The sequence below is a fragment of the Romboutsia hominis genome (assembly GCF_900002575.1).
In the GTDB taxonomy this organism is placed as follows: Bacteria; Bacillota; Clostridia; order Peptostreptococcales; family Peptostreptococcaceae; genus Romboutsia_C; species Romboutsia_C hominis.
Map to the genome: position 1 here is coordinate 1,822,190 of NZ_LN650648.1, position 17,037 is coordinate 1,839,226.

11 protein-coding genes and 3 tRNA genes are annotated in these 17,037 nt (G+C 27.5%); all 14 read right to left on the reverse strand.

Annotated elements, in window-relative coordinates; translation table 11 throughout:
• Positions 1-104 precede the first annotated feature (104 nt).
• The 14 genes from FRIFI_RS08810 to FRIFI_RS15415 all read right to left on the reverse strand — a co-directional run bounded on the left by FRIFI_RS08810 (position 105) and on the right by FRIFI_RS15415 (position 17,034).
• Positions 105-3,299: an AAA family ATPase gene (locus FRIFI_RS08810; RefSeq protein ID WP_330405510.1), complete on the reverse strand. Its 3,195-nt coding sequence runs from the start codon at positions 3,297-3,299 to the stop codon at positions 105-107.
• A gap of 245 nt (positions 3,300-3,544) precedes the next feature.
• Positions 3,545-3,670 carry a hypothetical protein gene (locus FRIFI_RS15410; protein WP_330405511.1) on the reverse strand — a complete coding sequence of 42 codons (126 nt, stop codon included), beginning with the start codon at positions 3,668-3,670 and terminating at the stop codon, positions 3,545-3,547.
• Between the two features lie 131 nt (positions 3,671-3,801).
• Positions 3,802-3,877 (reverse strand) — tRNA-Lys (locus tag FRIFI_RS08815).
• An 81-nt stretch (positions 3,878-3,958) separates the two neighbouring features.
• A tRNA-Val gene (locus tag FRIFI_RS08820) sits at positions 3,959-4,034 on the reverse strand.
• A 4-nt stretch (positions 4,035-4,038) separates the two neighbouring features.
• Positions 4,039-4,114: transfer RNA gene (locus tag FRIFI_RS08825), tRNA-Lys, on the reverse strand.
• Between the two features lie 195 nt (positions 4,115-4,309).
• Positions 4,310-5,122, reverse strand: a complete 813-nt coding sequence (locus FRIFI_RS08830) for a metal ABC transporter permease (protein WP_166505643.1) — start codon at positions 5,120-5,122, stop codon at positions 4,310-4,312.
• An 82-nt stretch (positions 5,123-5,204) separates the two neighbouring features.
• Positions 5,205-5,861, reverse strand: coding sequence for a metal ABC transporter ATP-binding protein (locus FRIFI_RS08835; RefSeq protein WP_166505644.1), 657 nt, complete (start codon positions 5,859-5,861; stop codon positions 5,205-5,207).
• A gap of 8 nt (positions 5,862-5,869) precedes the next feature.
• Complete coding sequence (locus FRIFI_RS08840; RefSeq protein WP_166505645.1) at positions 5,870-6,799, reverse strand: metal ABC transporter solute-binding protein, Zn/Mn family; 930 nt, start codon at positions 6,797-6,799, stop codon at positions 5,870-5,872.
• Positions 6,800-7,197: 398 nt separating this feature from the next.
• Positions 7,198-8,925, reverse strand: a complete 1,728-nt coding sequence (locus FRIFI_RS08845; protein ID WP_092925146.1) for a glycoside hydrolase family 3 protein — start codon at positions 8,923-8,925, stop codon at positions 7,198-7,200.
• Between the two features lie 78 nt (positions 8,926-9,003).
• Entirely contained in the window at positions 9,004-11,307 is a 2,304-nt protein-coding gene (locus FRIFI_RS08850; protein ID WP_166505646.1) for a glycoside hydrolase family 2 protein, read from the reverse strand.
• 259 nt (positions 11,308-11,566) lie between these two features.
• Positions 11,567-13,018 carry an MFS transporter gene (locus FRIFI_RS08855; protein WP_092925142.1) on the reverse strand — a complete coding sequence of 484 codons (1,452 nt, stop codon included), beginning with the start codon at positions 13,016-13,018 and terminating at the stop codon, positions 11,567-11,569.
• Positions 13,019-13,085: 67 nt separating this feature from the next.
• Positions 13,086-13,943: a sugar phosphate isomerase/epimerase family protein gene (locus FRIFI_RS08860; protein WP_092925140.1), complete on the reverse strand. Its 858-nt coding sequence runs from the start codon at positions 13,941-13,943 to the stop codon at positions 13,086-13,088.
• A gap of 5 nt (positions 13,944-13,948) precedes the next feature.
• Positions 13,949-14,947 carry a Gfo/Idh/MocA family protein gene (locus tag FRIFI_RS08865; protein WP_092925138.1) on the reverse strand — a complete coding sequence of 333 codons (999 nt, stop codon included), beginning with the start codon at positions 14,945-14,947 and terminating at the stop codon, positions 13,949-13,951.
• 29 nt (positions 14,948-14,976) lie between these two features.
• Positions 14,977-17,034 (reverse strand): Gfo/Idh/MocA family protein, encoded by a 2,058-nt coding sequence (locus FRIFI_RS15415; protein ID WP_330405512.1) that lies wholly within the window; start codon positions 17,032-17,034, stop codon positions 14,977-14,979.
• Positions 17,035-17,037 lie beyond the last annotated feature (3 nt).

Sequence of the window (17,037 nt, forward strand, 5' to 3'; positions counted from 1 at the left end):
CAAAAAAGGGACATTTATCAAATGTCCTTTTTAAATTTTACTGTATACTTATACCAAAATGAGTATTTTAAATAAATTTAGTAAATACTCATTTTTAGCATACATTATATATTATTTATTATTTTTCCCTTAAGTATTTTAAATTCTACTTCATCTATTACACCTAAGTCGTATAAATTTTTTATCTTTAATAATTCATTTTCTACATCATAGGATAAATTTTCATTAGAGTTATTAATTTTATAATTCTCTTTTAAATTATTATCAGCAATTGGCTCTACATTATTACTTATAAATGTATTTTCATTTACAAATATTTCTTTGCTACTTATTATGTCTTCTACTTCTATATTATTTATATCTCTTTGTAATATATTGTTGTCATATACCCTTACACTTTGAACTCTTACTAATTTTTCTATATAATTTTTTATCATAAGACTATTTCTAAGCTTTAAATTATCATTTTCGTAAAGACTATAGATCACTTCTTTTAAGCTGTCTTTTGATTCTTTACTTAATATAAATCCTTTATTAGTTAATATGTCTAGGCATATTTCATATAATTCAATATTTGTATAGTCCTCAAAGTCTAACCATATAGGGAATCTATAATTTAAAGACTCATTTAATAAAACTAATTCTTTCATTTTATCTTTTTGGCCAGATAAAACTATTTTTATTTTATTTTTATTGTTATCTATAAATTTTAAAAGTATAGAAATTATTTCTTTGTAATTATTAATATCTAATAATAAGTGAGCCTTATCTATTAATACTATTTTACCTAAAGATTTATTTAGTATATCTTCTAATTTTAAGCCACTATTTATTTCACCTATTATTTCTCTTATATCAATTTCTACTATATTCTTAGACTTTATCATATCCCTTGAGTAATACATTTCTGCTAATATGTTTAAAATAGATTTTTTACCTGTTCCTACATTTCCTGTAAATACTATGTTACTATACTTATTTCTATTATTTTTTTTGCCTAGTTTTACTCTCTTTTCTTGTATTTTAATAAGTTTGTATTCATTTCTTAAAAATTCTTTTGCTTTTTCATTTCCTTTAAGAGATTTAAGTTTTTCTTCTAAATCAAACTCATACTCTGATACTTTAATTTTTTCTATATCTTTAGTTGTAATTAGATTCATTTCATAGGTGCTTATGTTTTCTTCTGCTATTCTTATGCTTTGATTTCTTATTAGATTTTCTACATAATTTCTAACCATTCTACCATTTCCTGATGTAGAATCTGATTCTTCATATATATCTTCAAAGCTTTTTTTAAGAGATACATATGCATTTTTAGATAATTTGAATCCTGTTGAATCTATTAAATTAATAGCCATTTCTAATAGTTCATTTGGGTTGTAATCTTCAAAAGTTGTCCAAATTGGGAATCTTGATTTTAATCCTATATTAACATCAAAGAAATCTTCCATCTCTTCTTCATATCCTGCAAGTATTACTACAACCTCTTTAGAATAGTCTTCTATAAGCTTAAGAAGTGTTTCTGTAGCCTCTCTACCTAATGAATCATTAGCTAATGTATAGGCCTCATCTATAAATAAAACTCCTCCTATAGCCTCTTTAAACTTTTCTTCAGTCTTTTTACTAGTTTCACCTGGTACCTCTGATATAAAACTTGATCTATCCGTTTCTATCATCTGACCTACCTTTAAAAGACCCATGCTATTTAGCATTTCTGATACTAATCTTGCTATACTAGTTTTACCTGTTCCTGGATTACCTACAAACACCATATTTAAGTTTTGCTCTATTTTAGTATCTATTCCCGCTGCTTTTCTCTTCTCTTGTGCAACTATAAGCTTATATTGGTTTCTAAGTAAGCTTTTAACTTCATTTAAACCTACTATTTGGCTTAGTCTTTCTTCTAAATTAAATTTTGCTTTTGCTTTAAAGTTGAAATTGTCTCTTTCTAGCAAATCTATTTCCTTACTTTTATCATTTATATACTTTTTAGATGCATCTAATATAGCATTTTCAACTATATTTCTTACAAATCTAGCATTACCTAAATCATTTTTACCACTTATTTGATTTTTCGCAAATAAGTCTATTAATTCATTTTTAACGTTTTTTGCTATTCTATATCCTTTTGATTTTGCAATATTTAAAGCTATCTCATACATTTCATACGGAGTATAATCTTCAAAATGTATAGTGTTTAAAAATCTTGATTTAAGACCTGGATTAAATGCTAAAAATTCATCCATATCTTTTTCATATCCTGCAAGTATTACAACTAAATCATCTCTATTATCTTCTATACCTTTTAATAATGCATCTATTATTTCTTTTCCTACTTTATCATCATCACTTTCACATAGTGAGTATGCTTCATCTATAAATAATACTCCTCCCATAGCAGAATTTATTATATCTATAGTTCTTTTAGCTGTTTCTGCTGGGTTTTCTGTTACAAAATCAGCTTTACTAACTTCCCTATATATACCTTTAGATAATATATTTAGTGCATTTAAATATTCAAAAGTTACTCTAGCTGCATTAGTTTTACCTGTTCCTGCATTACCTGCAAATATCATATTTAATGATATATTAGATGTTTTTAGTCCAAGTCTTTCCCTAATTTTTTGTACTTTGTAGTTGTTTTTAACGCTTGTTAAAAATTCTTTTAAATCTTTCATTCCTATAATAGAATTTAATTTGTATTCAACTTCTTCTAATGTAGGTGTTGAATAATCACTAAGTGAGAATATTTCATTTTTTATGTTGCAATATATTTCGTCATTATCTACATATATTAATATTGTACTATTTTCTTTAATATTTTCTTTTAAAATCAAGTTTGTTAAGGGTTTACATAGCTTGTAAGATACATATTCACTAATTCCAAAATTTGAATCTTTTTTATATGTTTCTTGTAAGTATTTGCAAATTCCAAAGTATTCATCGCTTTGATCATCTTCTTTAATATCTAATACTATTTTTACGTTGTGATTTTCTTCTTTTATTTTTATAGTTTCTAGAACTTCTCTTTTTACTATTTTATTTCTTTCCTCCTTATTAAGAGGCTTAGTATATAATACTTTATCTATGTTATTGCTAAATGACTTAGTAAAGTGTTCTTCTATATTAAACTTCTCATCATTAGTTGTATATACTAAGAACTTATTATGACAAACTATATTGTTTATAGTATCCTCATCTTCATCATTTGCTTGTATTAAAAATTTATTTTTTATTATGTAATTATTGTCTAAGTTTAAGCAAGTATTTGGATATACATTTGATAATACATTTAGCATATCTTCACTAGCTTTTTCACTATTTTTAAATAGTATACAAGAAGAATCACTACTTAGTTTTTCATATAAATCTGTTAAAAATGCGCTATATCCTAAATTAAAATTATATGATGCTAAATCTATTTCTTGTATATGTGTATTATCTATAAAATCTGAATTATTTAGGTATTCAAATATCCTTCTTACACTAGTTTTTTTAGCAGTTTCTTTATCCCCTATTAAAAATAATATTCCTTTTTCTTTGTTTATAAATTTTTCTTCAAAATACTCACATATTTCCTTGATAAATTTTTTTGCCCTATAAGCTCTCTATTTAATTTTCTTTCTATATAACTAAATTTTTGTTTTATAAAGTCTTGTTCATTCTCCATATGATTCACCCTTCAATGTTTTATTATTTTTTATAGCCTTAAGATATTCTTACCCCAAAAATTATATTTTATATATATAATATAATTTTTTTTACAAAAAAACCTCATAGATATCTATGAGGTTTCAAAACTGGTGACCCATCCGCGACTCGAACGCGGGACACCCTGATTAAAAGTCAGGTGCTCTACCGACTGAGCTAATGGGTCTTATATAATTTAATAACATAAGCTTACAGCAACTTACTCATTGCAAGTTATCTGCTCTACTATCTAAATAACTATAAGTTTTGGTGGGATTAACAGGGCTCGAACCTGTGACCCCCTGCTTGTAAGGCAGGTGCTCTCCCAGCTGAGCTATAATCCCAAAGTGGTGACCCATCCGCGACTCGAACGCGGGACACCCTGATTAAAAGTCAGGTGCTCTACCGACTGAGCTAATGGGTCATTTGTTTTGTTTACTTCTCTCAACCACAAATATTATTATATTCGTTTTTTTTGTTTCGTCAACACTTTTTGTATATTTTTTCAAATTATATTTTATTTTTTTCTATATCTGTTGATTTTTCTACTTTTTTAGAATTATTTTAAATTTAAAAATTAAAAAGAGTAGTAACCTACTCTTTTATTATTTGTTTAATACTATTTTTTATGTTTAGAATTTATTAACTTTGAAAATACAGTTACTCCTAAAAGCTCTAATACACTTATTATAACAATAGTTCCTCCTGGTGCTATGTCTAAATAAAAAGATATTAATACCCCACTTATTATAGCTATCTCACCAAATAATACTGAATAAAATATTGATTGTTTAAAACTTTTTGCTACTTTTAAGCTTGTAGCTACTGGTATTGAAATAAGGGATGATACTAATAATACCCCAACTATTCTAAGTGTTATTGTTATGCTTGCTGCAACTAATATCATAAATATTGTGTTAATAAGTTTTACAGGTATTTTAGAAAATTTTGCATTTTCCTCATCAAATGTTATATATAATAATTCTTTAAATAATAAACTTACAAATAAAATAATTATAATTGCTACCATAATGATTATTTTTATATCTTCACTACTTACTGTAGCTATACTTCCATACATAAATGAGAATAAATCAAAGTTTGTATTTGATATACTTATAAGTATACCTGATATTCCAACTCCTAAAGCCATTATTATAGCTATTGACAAATCAGCATATTCCTTTAAATAAGTTCTTAATCTATCTATTATTATAGCTGCTATACTTGATGCTACTAAAGATCCTATTAAAGGATTTACACCTACTATAGTAGCTGATGCTATACCTGATAGTGCTATATGTGACAGACTATCTCCTATTAACGATAATTTTTTAAATACTATAAACATTCCCATTAATGGACATATAAGCCCAACTATTAAGGAAGCTGTAAGTGCCCTTACCATAAAATCATATTGAAAAATTTCCAAAATATTGCCTCCCCACTTTAACTACTAAATAAATTAAGCATTATAGATTCATCTATATCTTTTTTGCTATTTTCTATTAATTCTATTTTTTATTTTTTATTAATGCTAATTTTTTAACTTCTTCTTTTACTATAAATAAATCATGAGATACTATTATTATAGTTAAATTTAATTTTTCATTTAACTCTTTTAGTATTTTATAAAATTCTTTTTGTCCGTTTACATCTATTCCAACTGTTGGTTCATCTAAAAATAGTATTTCAGGTGATTTTACAAGTTCTCTAGCTATAAATACTTTTTGTTGTTGACCTCCGGATAAACTTCCTATTAGTCTATCTTTATACTCATACATTCCTACTAATTTTAAAACTTCATCAACTTCTTTTTTGTATTTTTTACTTACTCTTTTAAACAAACCTACCTTAGATACTAAACTTAATGATACTACTTCTTCTACTGTTATAGGAAATGAACTAGAAAATGAATTTGATTTTTGGTCTACATAACCAATTTTATTCCATTCATCAAAGTTATTTATATTTTTATTAAGTAAGTCAATACTTCCTTTAACTGGTTTTAATTTATTTATCATAAGCTTAAGCAAAGTACTTTTACCAACACCATTTTGCCCTATAATACCTATGTAATCACCTTTATTTATATTTAAGTTTATATTATCTAATATAACTTTATCTTCATATCCAAAGCTTACATCGTTAAATTTAATTACTTTATCCATATTTATCCCTACTTTAAAACTAAATTTAGTGTTTCTAAGTTTTTATTCATTAAAGATATGTAATCTTTATTATTGTCAAAATCCTTTTTACTTATATTGTCTATTGAATATAGCACTGTTGTTTTTATATTAGCCTCATCTGCTATAGTTTTTGCTACATTTGGATTTACAAGACCATCAAATAGTATGTATTTTATATTATTCTTTTTTGCATAGTTAGCTATTTCACTTATTTTGCTAAGAGATGGTTCTTGATTTGGACTAATTCCTGTTATAGATATTTGATTTATTTTATATTCATCACATAAATATCCATAAGCGCCATGAGATACTATTATACTCTTATTTTTTTTGTCTTTTAAATTTTCATCATAATTACTTTTTAGCTTTTTTAACTTTTCTATATATTCATTATAATTTTTTTCATAATAGTCTTTGTTTTTTTCGTCTGCTTTGATTAAAGCATTTTTTATGTTTTCACATTCTTTCATAGCTAAATCTACATTTAACCATACATGAGGATCATACTGCCCGTGATTATGAGATTCATGATTCTCTTTTTCGTGATTTTGTTCTTCATCATAAGTAAGTGGTTTTATACCTTCACTTGCATCTACTATCTGTAGTTTATTTTCACTTTTTATTTTATCTGCAAAGCTATCTAATCCTAATCCATTTTTTATAAGTAAATCAGCATTTTGAATATCTTTCATAAGCTTTGGCGTTATTTCATAGTCATGAGGTTCTACTCCTGGTGGAACTACATAATTTATATTTATCTTATCTTTTCCTATATTTCTTGTAAAATCGTATATAGGAAATACTGTTGTGTAAACATTTATTTTCCCATTGTCTTTAGCTGTATTATTACCACTAGAACAAGCTACAGCACTTATCATTGTTATTACTGATAATAATGCTAGTAATATTTTTTTCATATATTTCTCCTTCCATATGTAAATCTTTATAATTATATCCAAAATATTATTTATTTAATCTATACCATTTTTAATTGATAATAAATATCATTATCGAATATTTTATAACTTTTTACTCATTTAGTCAATATATTACATTTTATGTTATTTATAATAACAATAATAGATGTTTATATCAACTGATTTTATATATATATTTAAAATTTTAAAATCTTCCTATATATACTTTATTCATGTATTTTATAATCTATTATAATTTATATTAATTTAATTTATATATAAGAAATACATACATAAAAAAGCTATAAACTCTGGTTTTTAATTCCTATAGTTTATAGCTTTTTTATATTTTATGCTAATTAAATAGCTTATTTCTTATTTTAGTATTTATATTAAAATTATAAACGAGTATCCCAAGAATCACAGAATGCATCAACTGAGCTTACGCCTTTAAATTCAGATTTTCCCATTATCTTTTGTATTACTTGATGTATAGTATTTTCATTATCTGTATATGCATTTATATATGTTGGTACCATTGGTACATCTATTAAGTGGAATGGATTATTTACAGATACACATACTGTAGGTAGTTCTGTAACATACCAAGGAATATCTGGACCCATTGGCATAGCCCATGTTATACGACGTACATTACTTTGAGAGAATCCTTGTACATTTACAAACAGCATTACTGCATCAAACTTATCAACAAAATCTTTTATTGGAGTCATAGCTAATAATTGCTTTCCATTTAAAGATGTATTTGGATCGAATACTTCTACCTCAAATCCTTGTGCTTCTAACTCATTTTTCACTTTATCTTGTAAGCTACCTGTTCCTGCCATTGATACTTTAGATGCAAACCCTGTTGAGTCTACAGTATATAGCATTATTCTTTTGTGAGTTTCTGGCGTTATTGGTAGTTGATTTTTAGTGTTTTTAACTAAAGTTATAGCTTTATCTGCTACATCTTTTGCTACTTCTAAGTGTTTTTCACATCCTATAACAGATAAATTTTCTTTTGGTGGCATTAATGTATTTGATTCTTTTTTCTTATGTAATTTTAACATAGCTTTAAATGCAAGTACACGAGTAACAGCTTCATCTAAACGCTCATGAGTTAATATTCCATTTTCAAGTCCTTTTTTCATAGCTTCAACATCTTCATCTTTATCTCTATAATAAAGTATCATATCGCATCCTGATGCTATTGTTGTAGGTATCATATCTTCTCTTCTTATCATAGAAGTAAGTCCTACCATATGAGTTGCATCAGTAAGTATTAATCCGTTAAATCCTAATTGTTCACGAAGTAATCCTTGTAATAATTCAGGTGCTATAGTAGCTGGCATTATCTCATTATCTTTTATGCCTGGCTTTAACTTTCTTGAGTATTCTGGAAGTCTTATATGTCCTATCATTACAGATTCAACACCTGCATCTATCATTCCCTTATATACTTTACCAAATTCATTATCCCACTCTTCACAACTCATCATATTATTAGTTGTAACTATGTGTTGATCACGCTCATCTAATCCATCTCCTGGGAAATGTTTCATACAACAAGCAAGACCTGCATCATTTGCACCTCTTAAATATTCTTTTGACATTTCAAGTACAACATCTGCATCACTTGAGAAACAACGGCTAGATACAACACAGTTTCTCCAGTTTTTATTTATATCAACTATAGGTGCATAAGTCCAGTTGCATCCTATAGCAGCTGCTTCCTTACATCCATAATATCCTAATTTGTATGCATTTTCTTTATCTTGTGTAGCCCCTATTGTTACATGGTATCCTATATGTGTTCCACCACCAATACCACCATCTCCTCCAGCTTCTATATTAGCTGCTATTAGTGCTGGTATTTTACTAGTATTTTGTATAGTCATATTTTGTTCATATAACTTATCAGCTGACATATTAGAATATCTAAATCCTCCCATGCCATATTTATTAATACGCTCTTTTATCTCTTCTTCATTGTTATTCCAAAGCATATCTACAAATACTTGTCCTATCTTTTCATCTAAAGATAATCCCGCTAATGTATCTTCTACCCACTTGATATCCTCATCTTCTAAGTAAAATGGTTTTGCTTTTAAATCTATTTTCATTTTAATCCCCCTTTTGATAAATGTCTTTTTAGATTTATAATCATAAGGTATATAAAATTTATATACCTTATTTGATTACTATTTTTTAATATTAACTAATTCTGAATTTAATACGTATATAAATTTATCACTTACCTGACCACCTGCTAATTCTGCTAATTGATCAATTGTCATACCTTCTAACATACCTGCAGTTGGGCCCTCTAGCATTTGTCCAAAATATTTTTCAATTATAGATTTAGTTTCTTCATTGGCCATTAATTCTTTAAATTTACATTTTGTTGAATATACATCATCTGTAATATTAAGTTCTTTAATTTCAACATCATCAAACTTGTTTTTATCATCATTAAACCAATTTGTAACTACTCCACCTTTATCTTCTGGACAGTCATAAATAGAATTTCTTTCATCTACTTTATTAAATATAGCAAAATCCGTGTAAACTTTGCCTTCACTCTTTGCCACTACTTTTACTTCATTTTGTCCATCTACTAACTCTATATTTTCAAAGTTAAATATATGATTTGAATTTAATGTAGCTACTTCTTCGTTATTTACAAATAAAGTTAATTCATTTAAGTTAGAGTATACTTTGACATTTATAAATTTATTTTCTCTATCAATATATCTTTTACTATTTATATGAATAAATTTTTCATCTGACCAAAGTGATTTGTACATATAAAATGCGTCTTTTTTAACTTTTCTATCAAATGTTATTAAACCTTTATTATTTCTTCCTTTAACTCCACCTTCATCTCTAAAATCAGAACCAAAGTCAAAGAAATTCCATACGTATGTACCCCATACAAATTTTCTTTCATTAAATATCTTCATTACTTTTTCATGATATAGTGCATGGTACTCTTCTGTATAATCCTTTACTTGTGGATTATCTGTATGATACTTAATTATTCCTTCTGCACCATATTCTGATATACCTATACAAGTATCTGGATTTACCTTATTAAAATCATCTAACCATTGAGCAAATTCTTCAACTTCACCTTGATACCATCCATAATATTTGTTATAAGCCATTATGTCTGTATAATTATGAAACTCATCTTCATTTTCAACCATCATAACTTGTGCTTGAGTAGTTAAACGAGTACTATCTTCTTTTTTAGCTAGTTGGTGAAGTTCTTTAACTAGAGTTCTAAGCTCGTCAGTTATACCACCTATTTGTATTTCATTTTGTACTCCCCACATAACTATACTTGAATGGTTATAGTTTTGACGTATTAATTCAACTAATTGGCTCTTAGCATTTTCACCTTTTAAATCAGTCTTTGACATAACTGATATAAATGGTATTTCCGCCCATATTATCATACCTTCTCTATCACATAAATCATAGAAGTATTGATCGTGTTGATAATGAGCCAAACGTATTGAGTTAGCACCTACTTCTTTTATAAGTTTCATGTCTTCTTCATGATCCTTTTTGCTTAGTGCCCAACCTTTATCTTTTCTATCTTGATGTCTAGAAACACCATTTAACTTCATATGTTCTCCATTTAAGAAGAATCCTTCTTTAGCATCAAATCTATAGTATCTAAACCCTGTTGGTATTATTAATTCATCTAATACATCATTATCTTTCATTATGTATGCTTTTACATTATATAAATATGGATTTTTTACCCCATGCCATAGTATAGGGTTTTCTATATTTATTGGTAGTGATATTTCCCTAGATTCATTTGGGTTTAATAATATATCTTTTGCATTGTATTTTACAATATTTCCTTCTTTATCTAATACATCTATCCATAATTTTATAGCTTCTTCTTTTTCACAATCATTTTTTATTATTGATTTTACAGTTATGCTTGCACTTTCTTTAGTTATATTATCTTGTGACACATATACTCCTAAAGAACCTTCATTCATTAATTCAAAATGAGTTTTATCTGTAACAACTAGATTAACATCTCTGTATATACCACCATAGAATGTAAAATCTGCCCATATAGGATATACATCATCAACTATAGAGTTATCTACTTTAATTGCTATTGTATTGACTTTTCCATATTCTACTACATCACTTATATCAAATCTAAAAGTAGAATATCCTCCTTTATGCTCTCCTAAATGTTTTTCATTTAAGTATACATTTGTTATACTGTTTGATCCATTTAATTCTATATATATTTTCTTATTTTCATATTCTTTATTTATAAATATCTCTTTTCTATACCAGCAAGCTCCCTTATAAAAATCATTGCCTCCATCTATTCCATCTATAGCATTCCAAGTATGGGGGATGCTTATATTTTCCCAAGTGCTTAAATTAATGTCTTTTATATAAGCTTCTTTAATATCTTCTTTTACAAATTTCCAGTTGTCATTGATGTTAATAATATTTCTCATAATATCTCCCCTTTGTAAAACATTTTCCTAAGATTAATACTAGTATATCATATATTTTGGTTTATTGGTATACTAGTATTAATTTTATTTTACAGGTTAACTTAACGACTTTTCAAATTCTATTACTAAACCTTCTTTTTTATTATAAATAAAATCACAAAGAATCTCATATATCACTACATGAGATTCTTTATGATTAAAATACGTTACTTTAAACTTAAATTAATATGTTTACAAAACACTCAAATAAAATTTAACCTTAAGCACCTTGTTTCTCTTTTATACTGTTTAATCCACTTTGAACTTCAGCCATTTTAGCTGCATCTAATGGATAGAATTTCATAGCTATTATAGATGCTATATGTCCAAATATTGGTACTATGTACATACACGTCATTATTAACCAGAAAAACTTAGTATCTGCTGGAGTATTTGGAACTATTACTGCATTTGCCATACCTATTATAGCAAGCCCTACTCCAAGTAATGTTGAACTAAATGATGATATTAACTTATCTATAAATGAGAATAATGTCCCCATCATACCTGGAACAAACTTTCCAGTTCTATATGTTTCATAGTCTGCACAGTCTGCTATCATTGGTATAACTATATTTCCTGATATCCCTGCAAATGCACCTTGAAGTATTGTTATAGATAAGAATAGTATAGTATTTAAATTTATATTAGTCATAGATACATTATCAAATGGTTGTATTATAATCATTGCAAATAACATTGCCATACTTAACCAAGTACCTGCAACAAAAGCTTTCTTTTGCCCAAGTTTTGATGCATATCTAACTCCAATTATTGTTATAATTATTGTTACTGGAGTTGTTATAACACTCATCTCACCTTGTAAACTAATATTCATCAATACGTTACCAAATAAATACATCTTAGTTGCATTAGCAAGAGTGCTTGCTAACTTATCAGTTGAAGCTGCTATAACTAGCATTTGTATAGCTCTATTTGACTTTATTATTGGCCAGTAATCTTTAAACTTAACTTGATTTGCTGCACTTCCGACACCGTAAAATTCTTTTTTATCTCTCCCTGATATACCTATAATTGCAAGTATTGTCATTACAAATGAAGTTCCACCAAATATTATTGCTGCCATCTTCCACATTTCAGGATTTAATAAACCATTTTCATATCCATCAGCAAACATTGGAGGTAATATAGAAGTTATTACTAATGCTGATACTGAAAATAATATACTATTATATATTGAATCAAATATTGTAAATAATGGTCTTTGCTTAGGGTCATTAGTTAATGACGCTTGTGCTGCTTTTGTACAAGCTGTTTGGAATGTGTATCCTATTATGTATATTACATATATTCCTAAAAGTACCGGAAATCTCATTGATTTACTAAGGTTTGGTACTACTCCGAATATTAAATACACAGTTATTAATAATATAATATTTCCAACTAGCATAAATGGTCTATATTTACCAAACTTAGTTTCAGTCTTGTCTATCATATATCCTATTATTGGATCTGTTATACCGTCAAATATTCTCATAGATGTTATAACTACCCCTATAGTTACCGCAGCTATACCTAGTATATTTTGACTAAATATTGCCAAGTAAGTCATTATAGACATTATTACATTTGTGGCAGTATTATTTAAAGCGAAAAGTCCTATTTGCCATAATTTAGCACTATTATATTGTTGTTTTGATACGTTAGACACTTTTTATTCCCCTTTCGATTATTAAATCTTTGAAATTGTTTTCCCAATCTTTAAAAAAAATTACTAATTAAAATCTATCTTCGTATCCTAATGCTTTTAAATTTCTTGCACTTATTTCTAAGCTTTCAAATGGATCTTTTCCATATGTATCATCTTGCTCTATAAATATATGTTCAACCCCTGTTTCTCCAGCTAAATCTATTATAGCTTTTATGTCTAAGTTTCCTTCTCCTATTTCAGCAAATTGAACCATTAATGCCATATTTGTCATTATTTGTTCCATTCCACCTGATAAGTCTATAGTTTGAGCTATTCTATAATCTTTTATATGTATTATCTTTATTCTTCCTTCTAGTTTCTTTATCCACTCTAATGGATTTACTCCTCCCCTTTGTAACCAATGAACATCAAGCTCAAATCCTAAATACTCTGGGTCACTTTCTTTAGCCATTATATCCATTATATACTCACCATCATATTTAGCAAATTCAACATGGTGATTATGATAATAAAGTTCTAGACCTTCTTCTTTTAATCTTTTACCAAATTCATTTAATTCTTTAGTATACTCAATTATCTTTTCTTTTGATCCTAAACAATCAAATGATATCATTCCTACTCTTATATATTTGCAATTTAATGCTTTAGTATCTGATACTATTTTGTCAAAGTCATCTCTTAAGTTTTCCATTTTAATAGAAGGCATTAAAGACTTTATAGCTGCACTAGTTGCGCATACTTTCATATCTAGCTCATCTAAACATTTTTTTATTTCAGATACATTTTCTTCAGTCATAGGTATTTGAGATAATTCTACTGTTGAAAATCCTATTTCTTTAACTCTTTTGAAAGTTTCAGTTATACCCATTTCTTGTACTTTTTCTCTAAGCATCATCATTTGAACGCCTATTGTTGGTTTTGTCATATTATTTACCCCCATAATATTTGTTTATTATCCTTAGATGAAGTTCTTATACTATCTATAATTTTTATAGAAGGTATGGCGTCATTTATAGTTATATAATCTTTAGTGTTATTTATTAAGCAATTATAATAATCATTTATAATTTCTTTATGGCTAGCTCCATAATAATGCTTACTTCCACTAAGTTTATCATCTTCTACTATTAAAACTTTTTCTCCACCTACTGATTTATATAATTTACTATCTTTTATAGTAAATTTACCCTTTTCAAGTATTACCTGTATCTCAACACTAGAGCTGTCACAATATGCTATTGTTGAAAAGAATAACCCTTTAGCCCCATTTGAGAAATTTATACTAGCACTAGCTGTATCTTCAACTTCTATATCATAATCTAATAAGTTACTAACCTGACCTTTTATAGAATCTATTTTTCCACCTAATAATTGCATTAAATCTAATGTATGTATAGACTGATTTATCATAACTCCACCACCAGCTAACTTCATACTACCTCTCCATGGCTTTATGTCATAATACTCTTTTGGTCTACTCCAAGTAACTATCCCCTTTATACCAATTACTTTTCCATATTCTTTAGAATTTACTATATTTAATAAGTGCTTTGTTGTTTTGTTGTATCTATTTTGTAGACATATACAAATATTAGAATCTGTATTGTCATGTAATTTTTTAAATTTATTAGCTTCTTTCGCGTTTAAACAAAGTGGTTTTTCTAGGAGTATGTTAACTCCTAGATTAGCCACTTCTTTAGTTACAGGATAGTGAAGGTAGTGTGGTAAACATATATGAACACAATCTAAGTTTTCATTTTTAATCATCTCATTATAGTCTGTATAAAATTTAGCATCTTTTACTAAATCTTTTTTATTTTCATCTATATCACATACTGCAACTAGCTTTGCATTTTTATTTGATTTAATTGCATGAAGATGAACCATAGAAACATCTCCTAGACCTATAATCCCTATTCTTAGTGCCATATATTTTCCCTTCTTTCTCCTATTTTTATTTATGCGTTAGCTTTTTCAGCTTCTCTTCTCTTGTTTAATTCTTCTAGGTATAAATCTTCATCAAATGGTAATTCTATATCTTTTCCTGTCCAGCTTGATAAGTGCATTGCATTTGATAATATAACTCCATTTATACCATCTGTTCCTGGTGCTAATAATTTTTTACCTTCTAATATAGCTTCAGTGAAGTTTATCATAACATTTATATGTTGAACTCCCCATTGATCTGGTATTTCAAATTCTTCAACTTCGAATAAATCTCCCATACCTTCTCCTCTGAAAAGATTTGCAACATCAGCAAAAGTTAATCTCTTGTTTAATTCATTTTCGCTTTCTTTCATTCTCTTAACTGTTACTTTCTTACTTCCTTCAACTACTATCTTACCTTTATCCCCGTGTATTTCAAATCTATCAGTTCCTAATATGTCATGTGTACAAGTTATAAATGTTCCAGTAGCTCCGTTTTCGTATTCAACAAAAGCAGTTACATCATCTTCAACAGCTATATTTCTGTGAGAACCAAATTGTAAGTTAGCTCTTACTTTAGTTGGCATTCCACATATCCATTGCCATAAATCTAATTGGTGAGGCGCTTGGTTAGCTAATACTCCTCCGCCTTCTCCTGACCAAGTTGCTCTCCAGTCACTCATATCATAGTATGCTTGTGGTCTCCACCAAGTAGTTATTATCCAGTTAGTTCTTCTTATTTCCCCTATTTCACCGTTATCTACTATTTCTTTTATTCTTTGATATAATGGGTTTGTTCTTTGATTAAACATCATACCAAATACTAAGTGTGGCTTAGACTCTGCTAATTCATTCATTTCTCTTATTTTCTTAGTATAAACGCCTGCTGGCTTTTCAACTAATGTATGTAAATCTCTGTTTAATGCTTCTATAGCTATTACTGGATGATCGTAGTGTGGTGTAGCTATTAATACAGCATCTATTTCTTTACTATCTAACATGTCTATGTAGTTATCAAAGAATTTTACATCTTTAGGTAACTTTTCATTAGCCCATTCCTTTTTAGCTGGGTTTATATCACAAACTGCTGTTAACTTAGCTCCTGCTACTTTTCCTTCTGCTAACCAACTAGCATGAGATCCACCCATTTGACCTATTCCAACTATCCCAAATCTTACTTGTTTCATATCGTCCCCTCCAAATTTGTTTAATCTAAACTCAATTTTTCCTAATATGTTTACTAAAGATTTATATTGAAGTGCATAAGCACTCTTTCCGTCTAGACCTTTGTCTTCTTTTATTATTTCATTAACATCTTCTAATTCTAAATCTTTTAATGAATCAAATATAACTAAGTGTGGCTCCATAGTTACAAAGCCTTTATATCCATTTTTTATAGCATCTGTTAGTATTTCTTCTATCTTACCTTCACCAGTTGCGCATACTACATTTTGATTATCACGTTTATTTGCATCTTTTATGTGGTAATATACTATATATTCTTTTAATAGTTCATAGCATTCTTTAGTGTTTTCCATACACTGAACAAAGTTTGCAAAGTCAAATATAGCTTTAAAGTTATCTGAATTTACACTTTTTAATATATCTAAGCATCTAGAAGATATATCTCCGTATATGTCTTTTTCATTTTCATGAAGTAGTATTATGTTGTGCTTTTTAGCTATTTCTGTAAATATATTTAATTTTTTTATAACTTCATCTCTATAGTCATCAGGATTTTTACCTTTTGGCATATAGAAACTAAACATTCTTATATACTTACACTCTAGTATACTTGCCATTTCACATAATTTTTCTAATAAATCTACTTGCTTATTAAAACCTTCTTCATCATCTATAAATACTTTACCTATAGGTGATCCTATAGAAGATACTTTTACTTTATATTCTTCTAATTTTGGCTTTATATAAGTTTTTAGTTCATCTATACTATATTCACTAAAATTTTTTTCATTTACCCCTCTTATTGATATATACTCCATACCAAGTTCTGTTACTGTTTGAAGTTGTGTATCAAAATCACTGCTTATTTCATCTGAAAATCCCGATATCTTTATATTTTCTAACATACG

Bases quoted from the DNA above. Each gene is read 5' to 3' on its own strand.
- FRIFI_RS08850 (WP_166505646.1), bottom strand. From the start codon at position 11,307: ATGAGAAATATTATTAACATCAATGACAACTGGAAATTTGTAAAAGAA.
- FRIFI_RS08840 (WP_166505645.1), bottom strand. From the start codon at position 6,799: ATGAAAAAAATATTACTAGCATTATTATCAGTAATAACAATGATAAGT.
- FRIFI_RS08865 (WP_092925138.1), bottom strand. From the start codon at position 14,947: ATGGCACTAAGAATAGGGATTATAGGTCTAGGAGATGTTTCTATGGTT.
- FRIFI_RS15410 (WP_330405511.1), bottom strand. From the start codon at position 3,670: ATGGAGAATGAACAAGACTTTATAAAACAAAAATTTAGTTATATAGAA.
- FRIFI_RS08860 (WP_092925140.1), bottom strand. From the start codon at position 13,943: ATGACAAAACCAACAATAGGCGTTCAAATGATGATGCTTAGAGAAAAA.
- FRIFI_RS15415 (WP_330405512.1), bottom strand. From the start codon at position 17,034: ATGTTAGAAAATATAAAGATATCGGGATTTTCAGATGAAATAAGCAGT.
- FRIFI_RS08835 (WP_166505644.1), bottom strand. From the start codon at position 5,861: ATGGATAAAGTAATTAAATTTAACGATGTAAGCTTTGGATATGAAGAT.
- FRIFI_RS08810 (WP_330405510.1), bottom strand. From the start codon at position 3,299: ATGCTAAATGTATTATCAAATGTATATCCAAATACTTGCTTAAACTTA.
- FRIFI_RS08845 (WP_092925146.1), bottom strand. From the start codon at position 8,925: ATGAAAATAGATTTAAAAGCAAAACCATTTTACTTAGAAGATGAGGAT.